Here is a 25,893-nt window from a genome sequence, read left to right as displayed (position 1 = left end):
AGGTCACTCTGCGGGACCTTCAGGCCTAATGTACCGGGATGCCCGCGAACGAAGCAGGTGGAATTGGCCGGTGCCGAAGCGCTTTATGTCGAAATCGGGGAGGCAGACGGCATGTCCTGCGCCCAGGCGTCTGGCCTGCGGCGCAGCGCTGACCGGCGTTACTTTTTCTGGACGAAGGCCAGCCAGCGCTCTTCGGCCTCGACCCCCTCCCGGGAGGCCCACCATTGCGCCGAGAGCAGGGCCTGGCGGGCCATGTTCTCGGGGGAGGACGGCAATAGGGCCTGGCGTTCGACGGGAATCGTACCTGTCTTGAAGGCTTCAGGGTTCAGCGGACCGTAGTCGATGATCATCGGCAGGGCCGCCTGAAGCCTGCCATCAATGGCTTCGTTGACGAACTTCATCGCCGCCACCTTGTGCGGTGAGCCCTTGAGTACGCACAGCGAGTTGGTTTCCAGTACGCCCTGGTTGTAATCGAACGCCACCGGCGCGCCGGCGGCCTGCACGGCCGTGATGCGACCGTTCCATGCCTGGATCATATCCACTTCGCCATCGCTGATCAGTTGCGCCGACTGCCCGCCGGAGGTCCACCAGGTGGCAATGTCGGGCTTGATCTGTTCGAGTTTTCTGAAGGCCCGATCCACGTCCAGCGGGTAGAGCTTGTCCACCGGCACGCCGTCGGCCAGCAGCGCGATTTCCAGGGTCGGACGCGGCAGGTTGCGCAGGGAGCGCTGGCCCGGGTACTTCCTGGTGTCCCAGAAGTCTGCCCAGGTCTTGGGCACCTGGTCACCCTTGAAGGCGTCTGTGCGATACGCCAGCACTGTTGAATAGCTGATATAGCCGACGCTGTAGTCGTCCTTGAGGTTGTCGGGTATCTGCGCAGCGTTGGGAATCAGGGCCAGGTCGAGCTTTTCGAACAGGCCTTCGGCCACACCCCGGATGCAGTCTCCGGTGGGCAGGTCGACCACATCCCAGGTGACCTTGCCGCTTTCGACCTGGGTCTTGATGATCGGGTAGGCCTTCGGTGAGCTGTCCTGCTTGAGCGTCAGTCCGAGTTTTTTCGCAGCCGGTTCGAGAATGGCCTGACTCTGTGCCTGTTGATAGGCCCCGCCCTGGGAAACGAAGGTAATGCCCTCGGCCATTGCCTGTCTGGCGCCACCGATCAACAGGGTCAGGCTGGCGAGGTTGAACGCTGTGGTACGCAATAGGCTCATGGAAGACTCCGGATGGTGGGCAGATGTCGTGGGCCAGTTGTAAATTTTGTGGTTGGTCGCTCTGCGGGACCCTGCAGGTTTAATGTACCGGCTTGCCCATGAATGAAGCGGTCACAAATGGGCCGATGAACAGTGGTTTATGGTGAAAATCGCAGCAGTCACGCTATTTCGTGCCAGGCCCTGTGCGCGGACCGGTCGATTCACGGCCAAAAGAAAACCCCGCCAGGCGTGCGCCTGACGGGGTTCGGTCGTGCATGCGGCTCTTGCGAACGCTTACAGCGCCATGTCGGTCGCGGCGTTGCTTTCACGCGGCTTGGCCGGTGTGGCAGGCGCTGCCGGCGCAACGGCTGGAGCCGCTGCACCGTTGACGGCTGGCGGCGTCGGCAGTTGCAGGACTTCGGCGGTGTAGGCCCACTCTTTGGCCACCGCTTCCGGGCTGCTGTTGAGCTTGGTGCCGTAGCTTGGCACGATCTGGTGCAGCTTTTCCTGCCAGGCAGGCGTCGCCACTTTGTCCTTGAAGACCTTTTCCAGCACGCTCAGCATGATCGGCGCGGCAGTCGAAGCACCCGGGGAGGCGCCCAGCAGGCCGGCAATCGTCTTGTCCTCGGACGTTACGATCTCGGTGCCCAGTTTCAGCACGCCGCCCTTGTCTTCGTCACGCTTGATGATCTGCACGCGCTGGCCGGCTTGCCACAGGCGCCAGTCTTCTTTCTTGGCGTTCGGGAAGTATTCGCGCAGGGCTTCCAGGCGATCGTCGTCGTCCAGCATGACCTGGCCGGCGAGGTATTCGATCAATGGGTATTCCTTGATGCCCACCTTGGTCATCGGCCACATGTTGTGCGTGTTGGTGCTGGTCAGCAGGTCGAAGTACGAGCCGTTCTTGAGGAACTTGGTCGAGAAGGTCGCGAACGGGCCAAACAGGATCACGCGCTTGCCATCGAGCACGCGGGTGTCCAGGTGGGGAACCGACATGGGCGGCGAGCCAACCGATGCCTTGCCATAGGCCTTGGCCAGGTGCGCTTCGGCAATGGTCGGGTTCTCGGTCACCAGGAACGAACCGCCGACCGGGAAGCCGCCGTATTCCTGGGCTTCAGGAATGCCCGATTCCTGCAGCAGGTGCAGGGCACCGCCGCCGGCGCCGATGAACACGAACTTGGCGTCAGTGGAGGTCTCGGTGCCGTCCTTGAGATTCTTGTAAGTCACGCGCCAGCCGCCGTCGGCGTTGCGCTTGATCTCTTCGACTTCGCTGGACAGCTTGAGGTCGAACTGCTCTTTGGTCTTGAGGTGGCCGACGAACTGGCGGGTGATTTCGCCGAAGTTCATGTCAGTGCCGATCGGGCTCCAGGTGGCAGCGATCTTCTGGCTCGGGTCACGCCCTTCCATCATCAGCGGCACCCATTGCTTGATCTGCGCCGGGTCTTCGGAATACTGCATGCCGCTGAACAGCGGGCTGGCCTTGAGTGCCTCGAAGCGCTTCTGCAGGAACTGGATGTTCTCGTCGCCCCACACGAAGCTCATGTGCGGGGTGTAGTTGATGAACGAACGCGGGTCCTTGAGCACGCCATTCTTGACCTGCCAGGCCCAGAACTGACGCGAGATCTGGAACGACTCGTTGATCTCGATCGCCTTGGAGATGTCGATCTTGCCGTCTTTGCCTTCCGGGGTGTAGTTCAGCTCGGCCAGGGCCGAGTGACCGGTGCCGGCATTGTTCCAGCCGTTGGAGCTTTCTTCGGCGACGGCGTCCAGGCGTTCGACCATTTCGATCGACCAGCTCGGCTCCAGTTCGTTGAGCCAGACACCCAGGGTGGAACTCATGATGCCGCCGCCAATGAGCAGTACATCCACTTTTTTGGCTTCGGCGGCATGGACAGGCATGAAACCCACCGACAGCGCCAAGCCGAGCAAGGCCTTGTTCACTTTATTAAACATGTTGTAGTTCCTAGGATTAACGCCATCCCTCCTGCCATTCTTGCGCTACCACAGGCCCGGAGACGGTAATGACTACCGCGTTGTCCAAGGCTGCCTTGCAGCAAGGCTGGAGAGGCGACTCACCAGATCGAAAAAAATCGACCTCATTATTATGTCCCTCCCGTGCTGATCTCTTATTAGTTGTTGGCTTCAGCGACTTCGATGACACTTCGGTGTACCGGCTCGTCTGGCGTCGTGGCACCAGGGTCAAGCCTTCTTGCTTGCTCGCGCCCATCAGGCGGATCGCGGATTCGTCGATGTCACAGCGCCGGACCGGGCGTGCCCGGCAGCGTCCGGCCTGCCTCGATGAGGCAGACGGGGAGTGACCTGAACGATTCAGCCGGGCATTTTAGACGAAAAAGCCAGATAAAAGACCTCCAGTTGCAGGGGTCTTGGCGCAATACCCGTTATCGACAGACAAAATGTCGTGTCGACAGGGACAAGCGTCAGGCGTCTGCAGGTGCCTGCATCGTCCGTGACACTTTATGGGAGCCTGCGAAACTCAGTCCCGAGATTCGCCGGTCTCGCTATTTTCCAATGCGGCGACTTTCGCTTCCAGTGCTTCCAGACGAGCGCGCGTGCGGGCCAGGACAGCCATCTGGCTGTCGAACTCTTCGCGGCTGACCAGATCGAGCTTGCTGAAGGCGCTCTGCAGCAGAATCTTGAACTGGGCCTCGAACTCGTTGCGCGGCAGCGGCGTGTCGCCGTTGAACAGGCGTGAGGCGTGATCGCTCAGGGCATCGAGCAGGGCTTTGGGGGCGAGCATGAGGATTTCCCGTTAGCAAATGCGCGCCAGTGTAGCACGGTGCATTTTTCCCTTGCTCTGACGCACGCTTATCGCGCATCCGGGCGTGCACGCACGCACCGTTATTGTGCGTCTTGCAGCGCCTGACGGCCTGCAAAGGCCGTCGATCAAGAGCAATGGCCTGATTTCAATGAAAAATTACGAGCTGGCAAGCTTTCTGCTTAGTCCCTTGTGACCCATGCACTGATGCAGTCGCTGTGACGAAGGCAGTGCGGCAGGCTACGCGGGGAAGTGTTTCGTCAGATACAGCTATCTGGCAGCGATCGGCGCCTGAATGCGGCGCGCGAGACGTTACAAAGCCAGGCACTGCGCTTAGACTTGAGACGGGTTTGTTTTCCTGGGGCAAGTCCACCAATTCGGGAGAAAGTTTCATGAAACTAGTCACTGCAATCATCAAGCCGTTCAAGTTGGACGACGTGCGCGAATCGTTGTCCGAGATCGGCGTGCAGGGCATCACTGTCACGGAAGTCAAAGGTTTCGGGCGTCAGAAGGGTCACACCGAGCTGTATCGCGGTGCTGAATATGTAGTCGACTTCCTTCCCAAGGTGAAAATCGATGTCGCCATCGATGACAAGGACCTGGATCGGGTGATCGAGGCCATCACCAAGGCGGCCAACACCGGCAAGATCGGCGATGGCAAGATTTTCGTAGTCAATCTGGAACAGGCCATCCGCATCCGTACCGGCGAAACCGATACCGACGCGATCTAACAGCCGCCAAACCCAACGCCCCAGGAGAAACAATATGACTCTGCGTCAATTCGCAGGGCTAGGAGCCCTGTTGTCCCTCGCTTTACCTGGTCTGGCCCTGGCGGCTGAACCTGCTGCAGAACCTGTGCTGAACTCCGGCGATACTGCATGGATGTTGACGGCGACGGCCCTGGTTCTGTTCATGACCATTCCAGGTCTTGCCCTGTTCTACGGTGGCATGGTCCGTTCCAAGAATATCCTGTCGGTGATGATGCAGTGCTTTGCCATCACCGGTCTCATCAGCATCCTCTGGGTGGTGTACGGCTACAGCCTGGCGTTCGACGCCACCGGCATGGAAGAGGGCGTGGTCAACTTCAGCTCCTTCGTCGGCGGCTTCCAGAAAGCCTTCCTGGCCGGCGTGACACCTGCAAGCCTGACCAGTGCTGCCGCACTGTTTCCTGAAGCGGTGTTCATCACCTTCCAGATGACCTTCGCGATCATCACCCCGGCGCTGATCGTCGGTGCGTTCGCCGAGCGCATGAAGTTCTCCGCCATGCTGATCTTCATGGCCATCTGGTTCACCCTGGTCTACGCACCGATTGCCCACATGGTCTGGGGCGGTGTGGGTGGCCTGATGTGGGACTGGGGCGTGCTGGACTTCGCCGGTGGCACCGTGGTGCACATCAACGCCGGTGTGGCGGGCCTGGTGGCGTGCCTGGTACTGGGCAAGCGCAAAGGCTACCCGACCACCCCGATGGCCCCGCACAACCTGGGCTATACCCTGATTGGTGCGGCCATGCTGTGGATCGGCTGGTTCGGCTTCAACGCAGGCTCTGCGGCCGCAGCCAACGGCACTGCCGGCATGGCGATGCTGGTCACCCAGATCGCCACCGCCGCCGCCGCCCTGGGCTGGATGTTCGCCGAGTGGCTGACCCACGGCAAACCCAGCGCCCTGGGCATCGCCTCGGGTGTGGTGGCAGGCCTGGTGGCCATTACGCCGGCTGCCGGTACTGCAGGCCCGATGGGCGCACTGGTCATCGGCCTGGTGTCGGGTGTGGTGTGCTTCTTCTGCGCCACCAGCCTCAAGCGCAAGCTGGGCTATGACGACTCGCTGGACGCCTTCGGCGTGCACGGCGTGGGCGGTATCGTCGGCGCCATCCTGACCGGCGTATTTGCAGCCCCGGCACTGGGCGGCTTTGGCACCGTGACCGACATCGGCACCCAGGTCTGGGTACAGTTCAAAGGCGTGGCGTTCACCGTCGTGTACACCGCCATCGTGACCTACATCATCCTCAAGGTACTGGATGTGGTCATCGGCCTGCGCGTCAACGAAGAGGAAGAGGCCGTGGGCCTGGACCTGGCGCAGCACAACGAACGTGGCTACAACCTGTAAGCGCAACCTGAAAAGTGCCCGGCTAGCCGGGCATTTTTTTGCCTGAAATTCAGGGATCGACTCGACATCGGCGTTGTCATTGAGTAACCATCGGCGCGTGATGGCACAGGTTTCATGCGGCACGGGCGGCGCTTGTATTCGTCTCTGGCAGCACTGAACGCACGGTCGCTTTATCGCGCGCTTTGCTTTTTTCTCAGGCGAGTTAGAATGCGCGCCGAACGTGCGGAGAACGCCATGTGGCAGCAATCTGGAATTACCCTCCGGGCCAGGCCTCGCGGGTTTCATCTGGTCACCGATGAGATCGTGGCAGGCCTGCCGGAGCTGTCCGGTTGTCGTATCGGATTGCTGCATCTATGGCTGCAACACACCTCGGCCTCGTTGACGGTCAACGAGAATGCCGACCCGGCGGTACGTCGTGATTTCGAGCGTTTCTTCAACCGGCTGGTGCCCCAGGGCGTAGCCGGGCATGAACACAACGACGAAGGCCCCGACGACCTGCCGGCGCACTTCAAGGCCAGTTTGCTAGGCTGCCAGGTGGTTTTGCCGGTCTCGGCCGGTCGCCTGGCGCTGGGTACATGGCAAGGTGTCTATCTGGGCGAGCATCGGGATCATGGGGGTGCTCGTCGCCTCCTGGCCACCCTGCAGGGTGACTGGGATTGACCGCTGGTTCGAGCGGCTGCCGCGCCTTGAGACGGCTCGATTTTCAGCGCTGCTGAGCTATAACTAATTCTGCTTTCGCAAGTCATGAGGTTGAACATGAGCGACGACGACAACGACAACGATGATCTGGTAGACGATCTGGAAGGCGAAGAAGAGGGCGAGGAGCTTAGTGCAGCTCCGGAAGACGACGCCCCCGATACCGATGATGGCGAAGCCGCGATTACGCCTGCCAAGGGCAAATCCAAGGCCGCTGTCTCGGTTGACGAGCTGCCCAGTATCGAGGCCAAGCAAAAGGATCGCGACGCGCTGGCTCGCGCCATGGAGGAGTTCCTTTCTCGTGGCGGCCGCGTGCAGGAAGTGGAGGCCAACGTGGTCGCTGATCCGCCCAAGAAGCCGGACAACAAGTACGGCAGCCGTCCTATCTGACGGCTGCACGAACGCGTAACGAAAAGCCCGCCATTGCTGCGGGCTTTTTGTTGCCGGTGATGAAAACCAGCCGGCCGGTCAGGCCCAGCGGGCCAGCACTTCAGGCAGTTGCGAGAGGTTGTGGATTTCGGCGTCAGGCCGGTTGTCGGCGTCCCAGACCTTGCCCTGCGGGTTGTACCAGATAGCGCGCAGGCCGGCACGCTGGGCACCGGCGATGTCATCTTCTGGGTGATCACCGATGTGCACGGCGTGGGCAGGCTCGCAGCGGGCACGGCTCAAGGCTTCGAGAAAGGGTGCCGGGTCAGGCTTGCCAATGCCCAGGTCTTCGGCGCACAGGGCGAAGTTGAAGTAATCGGCCAGCCCCAGGCGGCGCACATCGGCATTGCCGTTGGTGATGACGCCCAGGGTGTAGGTCTTGGCCAGGATTTCCAGGGTCGGCAAGACTTCCGGGAACACCTGCACCTGATGGCGCCCATGCAGGAAGGTCTCGAAGCTGCGATCCGCCAGGTCCTGGGCTTGCTCGGGGTCGTAGCCGGCATCCTGCAGGGCCTGGAACAGCACGCGTCGGCGCAGGCTGCTGATACGGTGTTTAAGCGCCGGCTCCTGCTCGATCAAACGGGTGCGGATGGCCCACAGGTGCTCCACGGGCACCGGACCCAGGCGCGGGGCATGTTCGGTCAGCCAGTCACGCAGCACGGTCTCGGCGCCAAGAATGGCCGGTGCGTTGTCCCACAGCGTGTCGTCGAGGTCGAAGGTGATCAGCTTAATCATGGGACGCTACCTTTTTAATCATGGCCGCTGTCTTTGCGCCTGGCCCGAGGGTGGGCACTGTCGTAGACGCTGGCCAAATGCTGGAAATCCAGATGAGTGTAGATCTGCGTGGTGCTGATGTCGGCATGGCCGAGCAATTCCTGCACCGCCCGCAGGTCCTGGGACGATTCCAGCAGGTGGCTGGCAAAGGAATGACGCAGCATGTGCGGATGCAGGTTCTGGCCCAGCTCGCGCTCGCCAGCCGCCTTGAGGCGTACCTGGATGGCCCGTGGCCCCAGGCGCCGGCCTTGCAGGCCAATGAACACCGCGTTGTCGCGCGGGTTGGCCCGGGCCCGCAGGTCGAGCCAGGCCTGCAGGGCCTGGCGCGCCTTGCTGCCCACCGGCAACACGCGGGTCTTGTTGCCCTTGCCCAGCACCTGCACCAGGCCATCGTTCAGGTCCAGTTGCTCGAGGTCCAGGCCGGTCAGCTCCGACAGGCGCAGCCCCGAGGAGTAGAACAGCTCCATGATCGCCTGGTCGCGACGGGCCAGGAAATCGTCCTCCACGGCCCCTTCGAACAGTTGCGCAGTGCGGTCGGTGTCCAGGGTTCTGGGCAGGCGTCGTTCGCCCCTGGGCGGCGACAGGCCGTTGGCCGGGTCGTGCTGGCACAGGCCTTCGCGATTGAGGTACTGGTACAGGCCGCGCACCGCCGACAGCAAACGGGCCAGGCTGCGTGGAGATTGCCCCTGCTGGTGCTGGCGGGCCACGAAGCTGCGCAGTTGCTGGATGTCCAGATCGGCCCAACGGCCCAGCGACTGCTTCTGGCAGAACGCCAAGACCTTGTTCAGGTCGCGCCGGTAGGCCAGCAGGGTATGGGGCGAAACCTGGCGCTCACTGTGCAGATGCGTGCAGTAGGCCTCCAGTTGTCGCTCCATGCTCAGCGAACCGAGCGCAGCGATTGGGTCAGACGCGGCAGCAGACGGCTGAGCACGTCGGCGATGTAGCTCAGAAACAGGGTACCGACCGAACTCTTGTAGTGCTTCGGGTCACGGCTGCCAATCGCCAGCACGCCGAGCAGGCCCTGATGATTGAGCGTGACCAGGGCCGTGGAGCCGACCTGCCGGCCTTGTTCGGCACCGAACAGGAAGGCCAGCTCGTGCTCGCGCAACGCACCGCACACGGCCTTCTCGCCCATCAGGCCGCCAATGGCAACCTGCGCCTCACTGCTGCTGGTCCAGCGTCCGACCGGCATGTTGTTGTCGCCAAACAGCACCAGGCTCACAAACGGCACCTGGAAGTCATGACGCAGGCTGTCTTCGACGGTAATGACCAGTTCGTCGAGACTGCCGGCGTCCATCAAAGCCAGGTTCAGGCGGCGGGTCTTCTCGAACAACCGATCGTTGTCACGGGCCACGTCCATCAGTTGCGACAGGCGATGGCGCATCTCGATATTGCGCTCACGCAACAGCTTGAGCTGGCGCTCGACCAGCGAGACGCTGTCGCCACGCTGGTGAGGAATACGCATCGACACCAGCAGTTCGTCATGCTCGGCGAAAAACTCCGGATGGCGCAGCAGGTAGGCGATGACCGCCTCTGCTTCCGGGTCATGCGAGACGCCGTTGATCGGTGTCTCGCCGGGCGAGAGTGAAGCAGGAGGCTGATCGATCATCGCATGTGTTCCCTCATAAACGAACCTGGCCTTCATAGACCCGCACCGCAGGCCCGGTCATCAATACCGGCTGGCCGGGTCCCGCCCATTCGATGGACAGGCGCCCGCCCGGCAGGTCAATCAGCACGGGCGAGTCCATCCAGCCCTGGCTGATGGCTGCAACGGCAGCCGCGCAAGCGCCCGTGCCACAGGCCTGGGTCTCACCGGCACCGCGCTCCCAGACACGCAACTGGGCGCGCTGGCGGTCCACGACGTGGAGAAACCCTACGTTGACCCGCGCCGGAAAACGCGGGTGATGCTCAATCTTCGGACCCAGTTCATGCACCGGAGCGTTGTTGATGTCGTCAACGCGCAGCACCGCGTGCGGGTTGCCCATCGACACGGCTGCCAGCTCGACGTGCTGGCCGTCCACATCCAGGTCATAGCTGACGGCCTGTTGCGGAGCCTGGAAAGGGATCTGCTCGGGCACCAGCCGTGGCGGGCCCATGTCGACGCAGATCTGTCCGTCACTGCGCACATCCAGCTCGATGATGCCGCTCTTGGTCTCGACACGGATCAGGCGCTTGGTGGTCAGGCGCTTGTCCAGCACGAAGCGGGCAAAACACCGCGCGCCGTTGCCGCATTGCTCGACCTCGGAACCGTCGGAGTTGAAGATCCGGTAGCGGAAATCCACGTCCGGGTCGCTCGGCGCCTCGACGATCAGCAGTTGGTCAAAACCGATGCCGGTGTGCCGGTCACCCCATTGTTTGGCGTGCTTGGGCAAGATGTGCGCGTGCTGGCTGACCAGGTCCAGAACCATGAAGTCATTGCCCAGCCCGTGCATCTTGGTAAAACGCAGCAGCATGGGATCACTCCGGCAACAGGCTTTCGCCGGCAAACAGCTCGCTCAGGGTTTCCCGACGACGCACTTCGAAAGCGTCGCTGCCATCGACCAGTACTTCAGCGGCGCGGCCGCGGGTGTTGTAGTTCGAGCTCATGACAAAACCATAGGCGCCGGCCGAGTGAACCGCCAGCAGGTCGCCTTCGGCCAGGGCCAGTTCCCGGTTCTTGGCCAGGAAGTCGCCGGTCTCGCAGATCGGGCCGACGATGTCGTAGGTGCGCGCAGCACCGTCACGCGGGCGCACGGCCGTGACGTCCATCCAGGCCTGGTACAGCGCCGGGCGGATCAGGTCGTTCATGGCCGCATCGACGATGGCGAAATCCTTGTGTTCGGTGTGCTTGAGGTACTCGACCCGGGTCAGCAGCACGCCGGCATTGGCGACGATGAAGCGACCCGGCTCGAACACCAGGCCCAGGTCGCGGCCCTTGAGACGTTCACGCACGGCCTTGATGTAATCGCCGGCCAGGGGCGGCTCTTCGTCGCGATAACGCACGCCCAGGCCACCGCCCAGGTCGATATGGCGCAGGTGGATACCGCAGTCGCCGAGGCGGTCGACCAGGTCGAGCAGGCGGTCCAGGGCATCGATGAACGGTTCCAGCGTGGTCAGTTGCGAGCCGATATGGCAATCGACGCCGACCACTTCCAGGTTCGGCAACTGCGAGGCGCGAACATAGACGTCTTCGGCATCATTGATGGCAATGCCGAACTTGTTTTCTTTCAGGCCCGTGGAAATGTACGGGTGGGTGCCGGCATCCACGTCGGGGTTGACCCGCAGCGACACCGGGGCACGGACACCCAGTTCGGCGGCCACGACCTGCAGGCGTTCCAGCTCGTCGGTCGACTCGACGTTGAAGCAGTGCACGCCGACTTCCAGGGCGCGGCGCATGTCTTCGCGGGTCTTGCCCACGCCGGAGAACACGATCCGGTCGGCCTGGCCGCCGGCGGCCAGGACACGCTCGAGTTCACCGCGCGAGACGATGTCGAAGCCTGCGCCCAGGCGCGCCAGAACGTTGAGCACGCCCAGGTTGGAGTTGGCCTTGACGGCAAAGCACACCAGGTGCGGCATGCCGCTCAGGGCATCGGCATAGGCACGGTACTGCGCCTCGATGTGGGCGCGCGAGTAGATATAGGTGGGCGTGCCGAAACGTTCGGCAATGGCAGACAAGGCCACGCCTTCCGCGAACAGCTCGCCGTCGCGGTAGTTGAAAGCGTCCATGGATTACCCTTGAGAATGCTTGTGCGATTGCGACTTGGCTTGCTCGTCGGAGGACTTGCTGTCATCGGGCAGGTACAGCGGGCCTTTCTGCCCACAGGCGGTGACAAGACAGGCGACCGCGAGGAGCGCAGCAAGCGAAGAGATCAGGCGCTTCATGGCGAAATCCTTTGTATAAGCTTTGATTGCGGCCGAGTATACCGGCCACCCGGCGGCTTGCCTATGCGGCGGCCTTTCCGTCTGGCGGGGGTTTGACGCAATTGATGCTCACGCGTGGCGCGATTGCGGATTACTGACGCTGGCGGCGTGCGAACACGGGCAGGCTTTGCATTTGGCCGGCTGCGCCCGTATCGTGCGCGACACATGCGATATCCGTCGCCACTTTCCCGAGGTTCATGCAATGAGTTTGACCGAAGCCCGCTTCCACGACCTGGTCGATGCAACTCAGGAGAATCTGGAAGACATTTTCGACGCCAGTGAACTGGACCTGGACATGGAAAATTCGGCCGGTGTACTGACCGTGAAATTCGAGAACGGCTCGCAGCTCATCTTCAGCCGTCAGGAGCCGCTGCGTCAGCTATGGCTGGCCGCCAGGTCGGGTGGTTTCCACTTCGACTATGACGAACAGGAAAGCCGTTGGGTCTGCGACACCAGCGAAGAACTGCTCAGCGAAATGCTGGTGCGCATCACACTTGAACAGGCCGGCGTAGAGCTGGACTTCGACGAGATCTGATCGTGACCGTAACAAGTAATCCACGCCCGCCCAAGCCGCTGTACAGCAATGTCAGCCCGGCCGTGCCTTCACCCTGTGTCAGCCTGTGCCGGCTGGATGAGCACAAGGTCTGCCTGGGCTGCTTCCGGCATGTCGAGGACATCCGCGAATGGCGCTCGGCCGATGACGACCGCCGCCGCCAGATCCGCAGCGCTGCCGATCGGCGCCGGTCACTCGTGGCGGGCGCGGCCGTCAGCTAGGGCTGTTCTGCATTGCGTCATTGAGGTGCTTTTCCAGCCGCGCCTTGTGATGCAGATAGAGGATGCTCTGGCCGTGGCCGTCCGGGTTCAGGCCTGACAGGTCCAGGTCGGTGATGTAGCAGCGATAGCGCTCGGTTTCGTGACGCCGTGCCAGAATCTGTCGGGCCACGGCGGCGAACAGGTGCTCGCCGTATTCGAGTTCGGAGAATTCGCGGTTGTCGCAGTACAGCGTGACATTCACCTGCCCTGGCACGCTTTCCTCGATGATGGCCTGCACATCATAGAAAGGCTTGTCGGTTGCCGTCGGCGCCTGCCGTGGCTCGATGCTGCGCGCGCGGCTGCTGCCCGAGGGCAACACCTGGTAATACAACACCTCCAGCGCCACTGGCGCCTGCACGGTATCGAGTGGCAATGACGCACCACGCCGGTAGAGCATGGCCTGGAAAAACCGTTGCAAGGGTTGCAGCAGGCTCGGCTCGTCATGCCAGGGCAGGTTCTGGTGCCACAGGGTGTTGTGCTCGTCGAGTACATACAGGTCGGCGAAGGCTTCGTTGACCCGGTAGAACACCTGGATGCACTCGGGCTGGCCGTGCGGCACGATCACGGTCAGGTCATGATCATCCAGCGCCTGGGGATCCAGGTACAACGGGCTGTAGCAGGGCAGCGCCTCGCCCAGGTAGCTGAACAGGCCGGACAGGCTGTTGATCACCACCGGCGTGATGCGCCCGTTCAACAGTTCCAGCACGTGGTACTGCTTCTGGACCTGGATCAGGTAGCGGTGATTCAGGCGTCGGGCCACCAGCAGCCGGGCCGTGTCGACGATGTCTTCAACGCGCTGGGCGATGGCCTGGGCCCGGTTGTGACAGAAACAACTGACCCGGATACGCGGCTGGGCCGGTCCCTCGGGCAGGCTGCCCAGCAGGTCGACCAGGCAATCGAGCAAGGCATGCGGGCCTTCATAGCGACTGAACAAGGTCTCGTTCCAGCTATTGAGGGTGATCTGGTCCAGGGTCAGGACCAGGTTTTCCCGCGCGCCGGCATAGCTGAGCGAGTCGGTGCGCTCGGTGGTCATCAGAATGTTCAGGTCGCGATGATGACGCAACGGGTCCAGACCGACGTTGACCAGCAGCAGGATCTCTCTGGGCACGCTGGGCTTGAGCAGTTGTTCGTCGCTGACCGTCGGTAGCGGCAGGGCGAAACTCTGTTGCAGGGCGCCGGTGAGGTTGAACAGTTCAAGCTCGCTCAAGTCGCTGATGCCCGGGTGCAAGGCCAGGCGCGTGCTGTTGTCGATGACCTGGTTGCGATGACACCAGGCCAATAGCTCAAGCAGTTCGCGGCTGCGCTTGAGGGGCGTGAAGCTGGGCCATTCATGCGCACTCAGGCTGCCGTTGTACAGGCTCCACTGGTGTTTGCCCGGTTCGCGCTTGTTGGGCGAGTGCACCAGGGTCAGGGTGTCTTCGGCCAGGTCCGGGGCAATCCCGGGGTTGATGAACTCGATCTTGCCGGCCTTGCGCTCGAAAGCGGCATACAGTCGACGGCCCAGGATGCTCATGTCGCGGGCATTGATCGACTGGGTGGTGTTCTGGGTCTTGGCCAGTTGGGTCAGAAAGCGATAGCTGTAGTTGAGCTCGTTGACCAGCGCACGCCGTTCGTGACTCACCTGGCGGACTTTCCACTGGTTGCGGCTGTCGAGCAGCGTCAATTGCTGCTCGTCCCATCCCCATTCGCTTGTCAGGCGCTCCATGACCTGGCGTTGCCAGCCGGCGCTGCGCTGGCGTCCGGTCAGCTTTTTGTTGACCTTCAGGTACAGGCTGCGGCGTACCAGTTCCAGGCGTTCGGGCTCGTTGCGCGCGCGCAGGTGCTCCTCGATACGGCGATACACCACCATGTACGGGTCCAGTTCGTCCAGATCCGGCTGCCGGGCGAACACGGCCTTCTTGTAGCGCAGGCTCAGGCACTGTACATCCGGGTACTCGCTGGCGTAGACCTCGATCAGCAACAGCTTGAGCGCCGACTTGTACGGCGAGTCGATACCCTTGAACAACTGCCACAGCCCGGCGCCGACGAATTCGCCGGGGGGAATGTGCGCCATGTGCCCCAGGTCGAGCACCTCATCGGCACGAATGAAACGCTTGGACAGCAGGGTATGGGTGTAGGCGTCATACCGTGCTTCTTCGTAGGCCGGCACCAGCCACCACAGGGGCGTGCGTCCGGCCAGCCACAGGGCGGTGCGATAAAACTCATCGAGCAGCAGATAGTGCTGCGCGGTACCGCAGTCATCGGAGCTCAGCTGCGCATCGCGATCGCCCACCCGGAAGCGTTGCGGGTCGATCAGGAAAAAGTGCGCCTCGGCGCCCTGGGTGTCGGCCCAGACTTCCAGCGCCTGGCATTTCTTGCGCAGTTCGGCAATGGCATTGGGGGCCAGCTCGCTGTCGTGGCAGACCCACACGTCCATGTCGCTCTGGTCGGCCTGGGCCAGGGTGCCCAGGCTGCCCATCAGGAACAGGCCGTGGATCGGCTGGGGCGCATGGTTGTGGCGCACCTTGTACGAGAACGAACGGGTCAGGCGCTGCGCTTCGGCCAGCACCGGGGCGGCCGGATCGTAGTTGGACACCCCCGCCGGCGTGCTGCCGGACACATAGCCTGGCAACAGCGGATGATTGACGTGGAACAACAGCGGCAACAGCGTCAAGACGTTCTGCTGGCGCGGCGACAGGCCTTCACGGGCACGCGCCAGTCGTCCTTCGTTGAGGCTCAGGAAACGGTTGCGCAATTGGCCAAGGACCTTGCGGTCAATGCCTTCGTCCAGATCGGGACGGATTTCAAAAGGGGACGTCATCGCAGCGTTAACCCGGAGTGGCAGGCTTTATTGACGGCGTTATCTGAAGTATCTGCCGTTTGTCCGGTGCCTGTTGGCGGACAGCATAGCGAGCACAAGGCGCCGCCGCGGCAGCCGCAAGAAATTGACGTCAAATGTGTAGCGGCTTTGTATCAGTTTGTGTGCACATGCGTGAAGGGGCCAGACAGGTTTTTTTGTCTGGCCCGGTGGCTTCGCAAACCAGAGGACGTAAAGGTCAGGCAGCTTCGCGGGCCGTCTGCAGGATGGTCAGCAAGGATTGGGCATGACGCGCCGCTTCCAGGCCCAGACTGGTCAGGTAGCCACCATCGACCTGGCTCGTCAGGCCTTTGTCATGCAGGCGTTGGGCAGCGGCGATGGCAGTGGAGGCCGCCACATGATGGACCTTCAGGCCTTCAAGGGTGTTGTCCAGGTTGAACAGGGCAAGGATTTCCAGTTCAGCAACCAGCTCAGGGGTGTAAGACATAGGTGCTCCAGACTTTTATTAGTGGACGCCGGTACGGGCGCAGGTCCCGGGTGATGAGGTGGCAACGGGACTTGCGCAGTGTAGCCCGGATCCTGGGCGCCGGGTGCCCGGCCATGCTTAATTTTCTGGTGGCAGCTCCGGCAGCGCGCGCAGCGCCGTTTCGTACCACTGGCCATCGAACGGCCGGTCGGCAGCCAGCATGGCGTCGATCTCCACGGCCAGCACATGAGCCATCATTTCGATGATGTCATCGCGCTCGTAGCCCACCAGTGTCAGCTTGTTGAACACAGCCGTTGCCGCAGGCGGATTGTCATTCTCGAGCTGGTTCTCGATGGCCTGCATCAGGGTGGAGGCAGCGAATTCTTCTTCGTTGTCGTCGAGTACTTCAGTCATGGGAATCTCCTCAGATTAAGTGCAGCAGTTTAACTGCATCGCGTGGGGGTAATCGACGAACGCTGTAGGACAGTTCTGAAATGCTGAGAATTGGCCATAGGCCGCTGATTTTAAAACGAAAAAATCCTCTAGAGTGCCGAGGCGTACCCTATTCAAGGAGATTTTCGGTGCTGAAATTATACGGATTTGCCGCAAGCAACTATTTCAATATGGTCCAGCTGGCCTTGCTGGAGAAGCAGGTGCCGTTCGAATTCGTGCCGTTGCATGGCTGCCAGAATCCCGAAGCGCTGGCCATCAGCGCGCGCGGCAAGGTACCGGTGCTGGGCACGCCACAGGGATTCATCAGCGAGACCGATGTCATCCTGCGTTATCTGGAAGACACCTCGACGGCCCGGCCGCTGGTACCGGCCAATCCTTTCTGCCGGGCCCAGGCCTGGACCATTGCCAAGGAGATCGAGCTGTACATCGAGCTGCCGGCACGCTTGTGCTATGTCGAAGTGATCTTTGGCGGCCGGGCAACGCCTGCCGACCTCAAGGCCAAGGCGCGCCGTGACCTGATCAAGGGTTTTGCCGCCCTGTCCCAGCGCGCGCGCTTTGCACCCTATATAAGCGGTGAGCATTTCACGGTGGCGGACATTTATTTCCTGTACAGCGTCGACCTGGCACAGCGTGTGGGCGAGCAACTGTTTGGCCTGGACCTGCTGGGGCAGTTGCCCGGAGCACAGGCCTTGCTGGAGCATCTGGCGCAAAACCCGAATGTGCAACAGGTGGCAGCGGCCAGGGAGGCCGACTGGCCCAGGTTCCTGGCCCGCGTACAGGCCGTGGCCCGGCAGGCGGGCTAACAACGCCGCCTGACGGGTCACTGGATGTGATCAGCGGCTGGCCAGCAGGGCCTGGCCGCGGACCACGGCGGCACGCACCTGCGCCGGGGCTGTACCACCGATATGGTCACGAGCGTTGACCGAACCTTCAAGGGTCAGCACGGCAAACACGTCCTGCTCGATCTGGTCGCTGAAACGGCGCAGTTCTTCCAGGCTCATTTCTGCCAGGTCCTTGCCGCTTTCGACACCGTACTTCACCGCATGGCCGACGATTTCGTGGCAGTCACGGAACGGCAGGCCGCGCCGGACCAGGTAGTCGGCCAGGTCCGTGGCGGTAGAGAAGCCGCGCAGGGCCGCTTCGCGCATGATGGCGTGGCGCGGCTTGATGGCCGGGATCATGTCGGCAAAGGCGCGCAACGAGTCGCGCAGCGTGTCGGCGGCGTCGAACAGCGGCTCCTTGTCTTCCTGGTTGTCCTTGTTGTAGGCCAGCGGCTGACCTTTCATCAGGGTCAGCAGGCCGGTCAGGGCGCCAAATACACGGCCGCTCTTGCCACGCACCAGTTCAGGCACGTCGGGGTTTTTCTTTTGCGGCATGATCGAGCTGCCGGTGCAGAAGCGGTCTGGCAGGTCGATGAACTGGAACTGGGCGCTGGTCCACAGCACCAGCTCTTCGGAGAAGCGCGACAGGTGCATCATCGCGATCGAGGCGGCGGCGCAGAATTCGATGGCAAAGTCGCGATCCGACACACCGTCCAGCGAATTGCCGCCAACGGCTTCGAAACCCAGCAACTGGCAGGTCAGCTCACGGTCGATCGGGTAGGTGGTGCCGGCCAGCGCGGCGCTGCCCAGCGGCATGCGGTTGGTGCGCTTGCGGCAATCGACCAGGCGCTCGTGGTCGCGGCTGAGCATTTCGAACCAGGCCAGCAAATGATGGCCGAAGGTGACCGGCTGGGCTGTCTGCAGATGAGTGAAGCCCGGCATGATGGTCTCGGCTTCACGCTCGGCCTGCTCCAGCAGTCCTTGTTGCAGGCGGGTGATTTCGCCGAGGATCACGTCGATTTCATCACGCAGCCACAGGCGGATATCGGTAGCGACCTGGTCGTTGCGACTGCGTCCGGTGTGCAGTTTCTTGCCGGTGATGCCGATGCGGTCGGTCAGGCGAGCTTCGATGTTCATGTGCACGTCTTCAAGATCGATGCGCCATTCGAACTGACCCGCCTCGATTTCGCCCTGGATGGTCTTCAGGCCGTCGATGATGGTGTCGCGTTCGGCATCGGTCAGGACGCCGACCTTGGCCAGCATGGTCGCATGGGCGATCGAACCCATGATGTCATGGCGATACAGGCGCTGGTCGAAGTTGACGGAGGCGGTGAAGCGCGCGACGAAGGCGTCGACGGGCTCACTGAAGCGGCCGCCCCAGGACTGGTTGGTCTTGTCGGTGCTCATGATTTCGCTCGTTGCTCTGCGTGAAAGGAAGTTCGCTAAACGACGGCGATGATAGCAGGGTGAGGTTTTTTTATCCTCGAACGGCTTGTCGCGCTCAGCCCCCGCGACGAGACTGGCGCATGCGCGAGGGCCTCCATGATCATCAATAACGACAAAACCACTGCCGAGCAGGATTTCTTCCTGCCTGAACTGTGCCTGCCCCAGGCCTTGCTGGTGCTGGTGGTACTGGCCGAGCTGCTGGTGCTGGCCCTTGTGCTGGTCGAGCCCATGCCCGGTGCCTTTCCCTGGGTGCGCCTGGCCTTGATGTCGCTGTTCGTGCAGTGGATCGTCCTGCTTTCGGCCGCCTTGCTCTGCGGCCTGCGGCCCTGGCTGGCGCGACTGCCGGCAGGCCTGGCGGGGCTTCTGGGCTGCCTGATGGTGGTGGGCCTGACGCTGCTGTGCACGGCCGTGACCGACGTCTGCCAGCTGTCCAGCCGGATTTCACTGGAGGGAATGGTCGAGCGCTATATTCGTTACTCGCTGATTGCCTTGATCATGTCGGCGCTGATGTTGCGCTACTTTTATCTGCAGAGTCAGTGGCGCAAGCAGCAGCAGGCCGAACTTCGGGCCAGGATCGAAGCGCTGCAGGCGCGTATCCGGCCGCATTTTCTGTTCAATACGCTTAACAGTATTGCCAGCCTTGTCGCCAGTGATCCGGTCAAGGCCGAGCAGGCGGTGCTGGATCTGTCCGACCTGTTCCGGGCCAGCCTGGCACGCCCCGGAACGCTGGTGAGCTGGCGCGAGGAGCTGGAATTGGCCAGGCGATATTTATCGATCGAACAATATCGCCTTGGCGAGCGTCTACAGTTGGACTGGGCGGTGAGTGAGATTGACGATGACTTGCCGATTCCCCAGCTAACCTTGCAACCATTGCTGGAAAACGCCCTGACCTATGGCATTGCCCCACGCATCGAAGGCGGCGTGGTGCGGGTTGAGGCAGATTACGAAAGGGGAGTGTTCATATTGTGTGTCAGCAATCCTTATGACGAAGTTGCCCCACGGCAGACGTCCAGCGGCACCCACCAGGCCCTGTCGAACATAGGTGCGCGTATTACGGCACTTTTCGGTCCGCAGGCCAGTCTGAGCGTGGAGCGCCGTGACGGCCGTCACTACACCTGTCTACGCTATCCTTGTGCGAGACTCACGCAGGAAGCCAAAGCAATATGAATGTCCTGATCGTTGATGACGAACCCCTGGCCCGGGAAAGATTGAGCCGCCTGGTCGGCGAAATCGAGGGCTACCGGGTCCTGGAACCCAGCGCCGCCAATGGTGATGAAGCCCTGGCGCTGATCGAAAGCCACAAGCCGGACATTGTCCTGCTCGATATCCGCATGCCTGGCCTCGACGGCCTGCAGGTCGCTGCCAGACTGTGCGAGCGCGAAGCCCCGCCCGCCGTTGTTTTCTGCACCGCACACGATGAATTTGCCCTGGAAGCCTTCCAGGTCAGTGCGGTGGGCTACCTGGTCAAGCCAGTGCGTCCCGAGCATCTGTCCGAGGCCCTGAAAAAAGCCGAGCGGCCCAATCGCGTGCAGTTGGCCGCCATGACCCGTCCTGCGGCCGAGAGCGGCAATGGCCCGCGCACGCACATCAGTGCGCGGACCCGCAAGGGCATCGAGCTGATCCCGCTGGATCAGGTCATCTTCTTCATTGCCGACCACAAGTACGTGACCTTGCGTCACGAGGGCGGCGAAGTACTGCTCGATGAACCCCTCAAGGCGCTGGAGGACGAGTTCGGTGATCGTTTCGTGCGCATCCACCGCAATGCCCTGGTGGCCCGCGAGCGGATCGAACGACTGCAGCGCACGCCACTGGGGCATTTCCAGCTGTACCTCAAGGGCCTCAATGGTGATGCCCTGGTGGTCAGCCGTCGCCATGTGGCAGGGGTGCGCAAGATGATGCAGCAACTCTAGAGCGTTTGACGATCGGGCATGGCAAACGACCTGATGTCCGTTTGACCTGCCTGGCGTTAACAAGCAATTGCGTGCTGTTTTCAACACAGCATGGTCGCTGCCCTGGCGACTATCATTGCCTGTCCCAACATGCCCTGCATCGTCGAGGCGTTGCCCGGTCACGATGCATGAGCCACTGAACGTGCCGGCGGGCGTCGATTTCATTGACGGGTGTCAGGCCATGCCCGGACTTTACCGGCGGCGCTGAAGCCCCCGCAGCCGAACTGTTATCATCGACAGTCTTTACCCTGTACGGATTGATTCATGTCCACTCGCGAAATCCGCATTGCGACCCGCAAGAGCGCGCTGGCGCTCTGGCAGGCCGAATACGTCAAGGCCCGGCTCGAACAGGCCCATCCCGGTCTGGCAGTGAGCCTGGTGCCCATGGTCAGTCGTGGCGACAAGCTGCTTGATTCTCCGCTGGCAAAGATCGGCGGCAAGGGCTTGTTCGTCAAGGAACTGGAAACCGCCCTGCTGGAAAACGAAGCCGACATCGCCGTGCATTCCATGAAGGATGTACCGATGGCCTTTCCCGAAGGGCTGGGGCTGTTCTGCATCTGCGAGCGTGAAGACCCACGCGACGCCTTTGTATCCAACCGTTTCACCAGCCTCGACCAATTGCCGGCCGGCAGCATCGTCGGCACCTCCAGCCTGCGTCGCCAGGCGCAACTGCTGGCACTGCGGCCCGACCTGCAGGTCCGCTTCCTGCGTGGCAATGTGAACACCCGCCTGGCCAAGCTCGATGCCGGCGAGTACGACGCGATCATCCTGGCTGCCGCCGGCCTGATCCGCCTGGGCTTCGAGGCGCGCATCACTGCCAGCCTGTCGATCGAAGACAGCCTGCCTTCCGGTGGCCAGGGCGCGGTCGGCATCGAATGCCGCACCCTTGATGCCGACATCCACGCCTTGCTGGCCCCCTTGCACCATGCCGACACCGCCCTGCGGGTCTCGGCCGAGCGCGCCCTCAACCGTCACCTCAACGGCGGCTGCCAGGTGCCGATTGCCTGCTACGCCGTGCTTGAAGGCGAGCAATTGTGGCTGCGCGGGCTGGTAGGCGAACCTGATGGCGGCCTGTTGCTGCGGGCCGAGGCACGTGGCTCACGCGATGCCGCCCAGGCCCTTGGCGTGCAAGTGGCCGAAGACCTGCTGGCCCAGGGTGCCGGGCGAATCCTGCAAACCATCTACGGCGAGGCGGATGAGCAATGAGCGCCTGGCGCCTGTTGCTGACGCGCCCTGCCGAAGAGTCGGCAGCGGTGGCTCAGGTACTGGCCGAGCATGGTATTTTCACCCGCAGCCTGCCGTTGCTGGCCACGGAGCCTTTGCCGTTGGACGACGCGCATCGCGCAGTGATCTTTGAGCTGATGCAGTTTCAGGCGGTGATCGTGGTCAGCAAGCCGGCCGCCCGCCTGTGCCTGGAACTGCTCGATGAAATCTGGCCGCAGCCGCCCCAGCAGCCATGGTTCTGCGTAGGCGCCGGCACCGGCAGGCTGCTGCTCGACTACGGCCTGCAGGATGTCAGCTGGCCGCAGCAGGGCGACGACAGCGAAGCACTGTTGGCACTGCCGCATCTGCAAGAGGCCATCGCCATACCGGGAAGCCGTGTGTTAATCATGCGCGGTGACGAGGGACGCGAATGGATGGCCGAGCGTTTGCGCGAGCAAGGCGTCAGGGTCCGGTACCTGCCACTGTACCGCCGCTATTTGCCCGTTTACCCGCCGCAGGCCCTGTTCGGGCAGGTCGAGGGGGAACGCTTGAACGGGCTGGTGGTCAGCAGTGGGCAGGGTCTTGAGCATCTGCTCCAGATGGCGGGGGAGCGCTGGCCTGAGCTGGCCGGGCTGCCGCTGTTTGTACCGAGCCCGCGGGTTGCGCAACTGGCGCATGCCGCCGGGGCTCGAAGGGTTGTTGACTGTCGTGGCGCCAGCGCCACGGCCTTGCTGGAGGCTTTGCGGGCAACGCCCGCCTGTTGATCGACGAAGTGTCGCTGCCAGCGGCACCCAATTGCAAAGGACGGATACGTGAGCGAAACAGCCTTGCCCAAAGACGAAGAATCGGTGTCGAAAACATCGACCCCAACGCCCGAACCCAAGCGCCGCGAGCGCTCGGGCAATCGCACCAGCGGCCTGGCGGTCGTGGCCTTGTTGCTGGGCATCGCCGGCGTCGGCGTGGCCGGCTGGGGCGTATGGCAACTGCGTATGCTGCAGGCTGGCCATATACAACAGCGCAGCGAGGTGCAGGACATCGCCGAGCAGACGCTGGCGCTGACACGCAATGACCAGCAACTGACGGCGCGCCTGGCGCAATTCCCGCCCGCCGACCAGCTTGAAGACAGCCGCCGCCTGGTGGCACAACTGCAGGGCGATCAGCAACGCCTGAGCCAGCGCCTGGAAGGCGTACTGGGCGCCAGCCGCAAGGACTGGCGCCTGGCCGAGGCCGAGCACCTGCTGCGCCTGGCCAGCCTGCGCCTGTCGGCCCTGCAGGACATCAACAGTGCCCGGGCCCTGGTGCAGGGCGCCGATGAAATCCTGCGCGAACAGGACGATCCGGGGTCCTTCGGCGCCCGCGAGCAACTGGCCAAGAGCCTGGCAGCCCTGCACAGCATCGAACAACCCGACCGCACCGGCCTGTTCCTGCAACTGGCGGCCCTGCGCGAGCAGGCCGCGCAGCTCAATGCGCTGGCGCCCGAGTATGAAGACAAGGGCGGCTCGCTGTTCGGCCTGACCCCCACCCAACCCACCAACCCGGCCGACAGTGAAGAGCATTACTGGGCCAAATGGTGGGAACAGATCTCGCACTACATCCGTATCGACTTCAACGCTGAAAAAGACATTCGCCCTGTGCTCGCGGGCCAGAGCCTGGCCCAGGTACGCCTGGCCCTGACCCTGGCGCTGGAGCAGGCGCAGTGGGCCGCCCTCAATGGCGAGCCGCAGATTTATGCGGCGGCCATCAAAGAGGCGCGCAGCGTGCTGACGGCCAACTTCAACAAGGACAACCCGCAGAGCAAGGTCATCGCCGAGCGTCTCGATGCACTGGTGGACCAGCCTGTCTCGGTCATGACGCCTGACCTGGCGCAGAGCCTCAGCGCGGTACAGGCCTACCTGGAGCGTCGCCATGGCGCGTCGCAGCCGACCGAAACGCAGCGAGGCACCAGCCCATGAAGCGCTTCTACGTTCTGCTGTTCATTGCCATTGCCGTCGCCGCACTGATTGGCATCGGCATGGCCGAGCACGCCGGTTATGTGCTCATTTCGTACCAGAACTTCCGTTTTGAATCGAGCCTGTGGGCGGCGCTGGGCCTGTTGCTGGCCCTCTGGCTGGTGGTGCTGATCGTGCGCCTGGCGATCAGGCTGCTGACCACCTCCGGTGGTGTGGTCAACCCCTGGTCGCGCCGCAATCGTCATCGCCGCGTGCAGGTGGCGATCGAACAAGGCCAGATGGACCTGGCCGAAGGCCGCTGGGCCAGCGCCCAGCGCCATTTGCATCGCGCCGCCGAGGCCGATCCCCAGCCACTGCTGTATTACATCGGCGCTGCACGTGCCGCCAACGAGCAAGGCCGCTACGAAGACAGCGACAGCCTGCTGGAGCGGGCCTTGCAGCGCCAGCCGCATGCCGAACTGGCCATTGCGCTGACCCATGCGCAGTTGCAACAGGACCGCGGTGACACCGACGCGGCCCTGGTCACCCTGCAGGCCATGCAGCAGAACCATCCGCACAACCCGCAGGTGCTGCGTCAATTACATCGACTGTATCAACTGCGTGGCGACTGGCCGGAACTGATCCGCCTGATGCCCGAACTGCGCAAGGACAAGGTGCTGCCGCCGGCAGAGCTGGCCGAGCTGGAACGCCGTGCCTGGGGTGAAAATCTCAGCCTGTCGGCCTGGCGCGAGGCCGAAGAAGGCGCCAGCACCGGCCTGGCCTCGCTGGACAAGGCCTGGAAAGCCCTGACCTCGGCGCAGCGCCAGGAACCGGCGCTGGTGCTGGCCTATGCCGAGCAATTGCGGCGCCTCAACGCCCATGCCCAGGCCGAAGAAGTGCTGCGCACGGCTCTCAAGCGCGACTACGACAGCCACCTGGCACGGCTCTACGGGCTGGTGCACGGCAGCGACAATGGCAAGCAGTTGCAGGCGGCCGAAGGCTGGCTCAAACAGCACCCCAAGGACCCGAGCCTGCTGCTGACCCTGGGTCGCATCTGCCTGCAGGGCCGCTTGTGGGGCAAGGCACGCGACTACCTCGAAAGCAGCCTGCGCCTGCAGCCCAACCCGGAAACCTGTGCGGAGCTGGCACGCTTGCTGGCGCAGATGGGCGAGACCGAGCGCAGCAACCAGTTGTTCCAGCAAGGCCTCGGCATGCTCGACGAACGCTTCCTGGCCAGCCCCCTGCCGGCCCTGGCCCGCGCTTGAGGCTGACGTTCGCGCAAGAGCCTTCTTGCGCGAACGCCTTGCCGGCGCGGCGGGGGAATTGCCCGGCAAATACTGTGTATGAAGATAATTCGTACATGAAAATGTAATAAAACCTGATTCATGGGTGTTTGTTTCCGCGTGCAGCTATCAGCATCCTGGCGCGCGGCCGCCTTGAAAGCTCTGTACGCTTTCCTCTACCGTAGCCCCCCTTGTTTCCCGTTACGGATTTGTCATGCACCCGGCCCGCACGCGCTTTCTGTTCTGTCTGGCGTTCATCGCCTGTGCAACATCCGTCGGCGCGGCGGTCTACCTGCAGTTCACCTACAACCTCACGCCTTGCCTGTTATGCCATGTACAACGGGCGCTGCTGCTTGCCTGCGCCCTGATCTGCCTGGCTGCTTCCGTGCACGGCCCCACGACCCTGCGCACCTGGCATCGCTATGCGCTGGCGTTGCTGGTCATGGCCCTGCTTGGCGCCGGTGTCGCAGGCGCTCATATCGGCTCGCAGACCTCGTCCCCCGAGCAACTGGCCCTGGCCGTCACCCACGTCAAGGAAGGTTTCAGCCTGCTCGCGCTGCCGGCCTGGGGAGGCATCCTGGAGCACGCACTGCTGAGCTGTGCCGAGATCAACTGGTCGCTGTTCGGTATCAGCCTGCCGGAGTGGAGCCTGCTGGCGTTTGTCGGGGCAATCCTGCTGGCGCTGTATCTGCTGCTGGTCGAAATACCCCGCAAGATATTGCCCAACGATCAAACGCTTGTATGAACTTTCTCGACCTCATCGCTTGAAGCCCTTATCCTGCGGGCATAATCTGGCTCGCACGCGTCAATCCAAGTCTGTTGTCATGACGCTCATTCAGGCTCGGTTTACACAGATCGGGTACGACTTGATG

General features: G+C 62.6%; 27 protein-coding genes. 14 read left to right on the top strand and 13 right to left on the bottom strand.

The genetic code is table 11. From position 1 onward, the window contains the following. Positions 1-158 precede the first annotated feature (158 nt). The 3 genes from ASF84_RS22535 to ASF84_RS22525 form a co-directional block, all read right to left on the bottom strand. Positions 159-1,211 (bottom strand): ABC transporter substrate-binding protein, encoded by a 1,053-nt coding sequence (locus ASF84_RS22535; protein ID WP_056841092.1) that lies wholly within the window; start codon positions 1,209-1,211, stop codon positions 159-161. Between the two features lie 273 nt (positions 1,212-1,484). Further along, the gene (mqo, locus tag ASF84_RS22530; protein WP_056841091.1) at positions 1,485-3,140 is read right to left on the bottom strand and encodes a malate dehydrogenase (quinone); all 1,656 of its coding nucleotides are present in this window, start codon (positions 3,138-3,140) and stop codon (positions 1,485-1,487) included. A gap of 541 nt (positions 3,141-3,681) precedes the next feature. Beyond that, positions 3,682-3,945, bottom strand: coding sequence for an accessory factor UbiK family protein (locus tag ASF84_RS22525; RefSeq protein WP_056841090.1), 264 nt, complete (start codon positions 3,943-3,945; stop codon positions 3,682-3,684). A gap of 410 nt (positions 3,946-4,355) precedes the next feature. On the opposite strand from ASF84_RS22525, the gene glnK reads away from it, so the two are divergent. From glnK to sutA, 4 genes are all read left to right on the top strand, one after another. After that, positions 4,356-4,694, top strand: coding sequence for a P-II family nitrogen regulator (gene glnK / locus ASF84_RS22520; RefSeq protein WP_002555808.1), 339 nt, complete (start codon positions 4,356-4,358; stop codon positions 4,692-4,694). Between the two features lie 34 nt (positions 4,695-4,728). Then, positions 4,729-6,066, top strand: coding sequence for an ammonium transporter (locus ASF84_RS22515; RefSeq protein ID WP_056841089.1), 1,338 nt, complete (start codon positions 4,729-4,731; stop codon positions 6,064-6,066). A 234-nt stretch (positions 6,067-6,300) separates the two neighbouring features. Further along, positions 6,301-6,726: a secondary thiamine-phosphate synthase enzyme YjbQ gene (locus tag ASF84_RS22510; protein WP_056841505.1), complete on the top strand. Its 426-nt coding sequence runs from the start codon at positions 6,301-6,303 to the stop codon at positions 6,724-6,726. Between the two features lie 96 nt (positions 6,727-6,822). Continuing rightward, positions 6,823-7,152 carry a transcriptional regulator SutA gene (gene sutA / locus ASF84_RS22505; RefSeq protein ID WP_056841088.1) on the top strand — a complete coding sequence of 110 codons (330 nt, stop codon included), beginning with the start codon at positions 6,823-6,825 and terminating at the stop codon, positions 7,150-7,152. A 78-nt stretch (positions 7,153-7,230) separates the two neighbouring features. On the opposite strand, the gene ASF84_RS22500 is transcribed toward sutA, so the two are convergent. The 6 genes from ASF84_RS22500 to lptM are packed head-to-tail and all read right to left on the bottom strand — an operon-like array spanning position 7,231 to position 11,823. Then, the gene (locus ASF84_RS22500) at positions 7,231-7,923 is read right to left on the bottom strand and encodes an HAD family hydrolase (protein WP_056841087.1); all 693 of its coding nucleotides are present in this window, start codon (positions 7,921-7,923) and stop codon (positions 7,231-7,233) included. A 14-nt stretch (positions 7,924-7,937) separates the two neighbouring features. Beyond that, positions 7,938-8,837, bottom strand: coding sequence for a tyrosine recombinase XerC (gene xerC / locus ASF84_RS22495; RefSeq protein ID WP_056841086.1), 900 nt, complete (start codon positions 8,835-8,837; stop codon positions 7,938-7,940). A 2-nt stretch (positions 8,838-8,839) separates the two neighbouring features. After that, positions 8,840-9,571, bottom strand: a complete 732-nt coding sequence (locus tag ASF84_RS22490; RefSeq protein WP_056841085.1) for a DUF484 family protein — start codon at positions 9,569-9,571, stop codon at positions 8,840-8,842. Positions 9,572-9,584: 13 nt separating this feature from the next. Beyond that, positions 9,585-10,415, bottom strand: a complete 831-nt coding sequence (dapF, locus tag ASF84_RS22485) for a diaminopimelate epimerase (protein ID WP_056841084.1) — start codon at positions 10,413-10,415, stop codon at positions 9,585-9,587. Between the two features lie 4 nt (positions 10,416-10,419). Then, positions 10,420-11,667 carry a diaminopimelate decarboxylase gene (lysA, locus tag ASF84_RS22480; RefSeq protein ID WP_056841083.1) on the bottom strand — a complete coding sequence of 416 codons (1,248 nt, stop codon included), beginning with the start codon at positions 11,665-11,667 and terminating at the stop codon, positions 10,420-10,422. Positions 11,668-11,670: 3 nt separating this feature from the next. Then, positions 11,671-11,823, bottom strand: a complete 153-nt coding sequence (gene lptM / locus ASF84_RS28715; protein ID WP_082481780.1) for an LPS translocon maturation chaperone LptM — start codon at positions 11,821-11,823, stop codon at positions 11,671-11,673. Positions 11,824-12,064: 241 nt separating this feature from the next. On the opposite strand from lptM, the gene cyaY reads away from it, so the two are divergent. Together cyaY and ASF84_RS22470 are read left to right on the top strand one after the other, a co-directional pair. Continuing rightward, a complete protein-coding gene (gene cyaY, locus ASF84_RS22475) occupies positions 12,065-12,397 on the top strand; it encodes an iron donor protein CyaY (protein ID WP_056841082.1) in 333 nt (110 codons plus the stop codon). 2 nt (positions 12,398-12,399) lie between these two features. Beyond that, positions 12,400-12,636, top strand: coding sequence for a DUF1289 domain-containing protein (locus ASF84_RS22470; protein ID WP_056841081.1), 237 nt, complete (start codon positions 12,400-12,402; stop codon positions 12,634-12,636). On the opposite strand, the gene ASF84_RS22465 is transcribed toward ASF84_RS22470, so the two are convergent. From ASF84_RS22465 to ASF84_RS22455, 3 genes are all read right to left on the bottom strand, one after another. Next, on the bottom strand, positions 12,629-15,475 hold the full coding sequence (locus ASF84_RS22465) for a class I adenylate cyclase (protein WP_056841080.1): 2,847 nt from the start codon (positions 15,473-15,475) through the stop codon (positions 12,629-12,631). The genes ASF84_RS22470 and ASF84_RS22465 overlap by 8 nt on opposite strands. A 235-nt stretch (positions 15,476-15,710) precedes the next feature. After that, complete coding sequence (locus ASF84_RS22460) at positions 15,711-15,959, bottom strand: TIGR02647 family protein (protein ID WP_056841079.1); 249 nt, start codon at positions 15,957-15,959, stop codon at positions 15,711-15,713. Positions 15,960-16,076: 117 nt separating this feature from the next. Next, positions 16,077-16,352, bottom strand: a complete 276-nt coding sequence (locus ASF84_RS22455) for a hypothetical protein (RefSeq protein ID WP_056841078.1) — start codon at positions 16,350-16,352, stop codon at positions 16,077-16,079. Between the two features lie 167 nt (positions 16,353-16,519). Here ASF84_RS22455 and ASF84_RS22450 point away from each other — a divergent pair, with 167 nt between their 5' ends. Continuing rightward, positions 16,520-17,194 (top strand): glutathione S-transferase family protein, encoded by a 675-nt coding sequence (locus ASF84_RS22450; protein ID WP_056841077.1) that lies wholly within the window; start codon positions 16,520-16,522, stop codon positions 17,192-17,194. A gap of 30 nt (positions 17,195-17,224) precedes the next feature. Here ASF84_RS22450 and argH read toward each other — a convergent pair whose 3' ends face one another. Next, positions 17,225-18,619, bottom strand: coding sequence for an argininosuccinate lyase (argH, locus tag ASF84_RS22445; protein ID WP_056841076.1), 1,395 nt, complete (start codon positions 18,617-18,619; stop codon positions 17,225-17,227). Between the two features lie 135 nt (positions 18,620-18,754). Here argH and ASF84_RS22440 point away from each other — a divergent pair, with 135 nt between their 5' ends. The 7 genes from ASF84_RS22440 (at position 18,755) to ASF84_RS22410 (ending at position 25,766) form a co-directional block, all read left to right on the top strand. Further along, positions 18,755-19,825, top strand: a complete 1,071-nt coding sequence (locus tag ASF84_RS22440; protein ID WP_056841075.1) for a sensor histidine kinase — start codon at positions 18,755-18,757, stop codon at positions 19,823-19,825. Next, complete coding sequence (locus ASF84_RS22435; protein ID WP_056841074.1) at positions 19,822-20,568, top strand: LytR/AlgR family response regulator transcription factor; 747 nt, start codon at positions 19,822-19,824, stop codon at positions 20,566-20,568. The genes ASF84_RS22440 and ASF84_RS22435 overlap by 4 nt, the downstream gene beginning before the upstream one ends. Before the next feature lie 303 nt (positions 20,569-20,871). Next, positions 20,872-21,813, top strand: coding sequence for a hydroxymethylbilane synthase (gene hemC / locus ASF84_RS22430; protein ID WP_056841073.1), 942 nt, complete (start codon positions 20,872-20,874; stop codon positions 21,811-21,813). Beyond that, positions 21,810-22,574, top strand: coding sequence for a uroporphyrinogen-III synthase (locus ASF84_RS29820; protein WP_056841072.1), 765 nt, complete (start codon positions 21,810-21,812; stop codon positions 22,572-22,574). Before hemC ends, ASF84_RS29820 begins: the two co-directional genes overlap by 4 nt. Before the next feature lie 48 nt (positions 22,575-22,622). Next, complete coding sequence (locus tag ASF84_RS29815) at positions 22,623-23,762, top strand: uroporphyrinogen-III C-methyltransferase (RefSeq protein ID WP_056841071.1); 1,140 nt, start codon at positions 22,623-22,625, stop codon at positions 23,760-23,762. Beyond that, positions 23,759-25,003 carry a heme biosynthesis protein HemY gene (locus ASF84_RS22415; RefSeq protein WP_056841070.1) on the top strand — a complete coding sequence of 415 codons (1,245 nt, stop codon included), beginning with the start codon at positions 23,759-23,761 and terminating at the stop codon, positions 25,001-25,003. The genes ASF84_RS29815 and ASF84_RS22415 overlap by 4 nt, the downstream gene beginning before the upstream one ends. Before the next feature lie 232 nt (positions 25,004-25,235). Further along, entirely contained in the window at positions 25,236-25,766 is a 531-nt protein-coding gene (locus ASF84_RS22410; protein ID WP_056841069.1) for a disulfide bond formation protein B, read from the top strand. Positions 25,767-25,893: the final 127 nt, after the last annotated feature.

It is taken from the genome of Pseudomonas sp. Leaf127 (assembly GCF_001423155.1).
In the GTDB taxonomy this organism is placed as follows: domain Bacteria; phylum Pseudomonadota; class Gammaproteobacteria; order Pseudomonadales; family Pseudomonadaceae; genus Aquipseudomonas; species Aquipseudomonas ovata.
The sequence above is the reverse complement of the archived record's forward strand: the minus strand, read 5'-3'. Positions and strand labels throughout refer to the sequence as shown.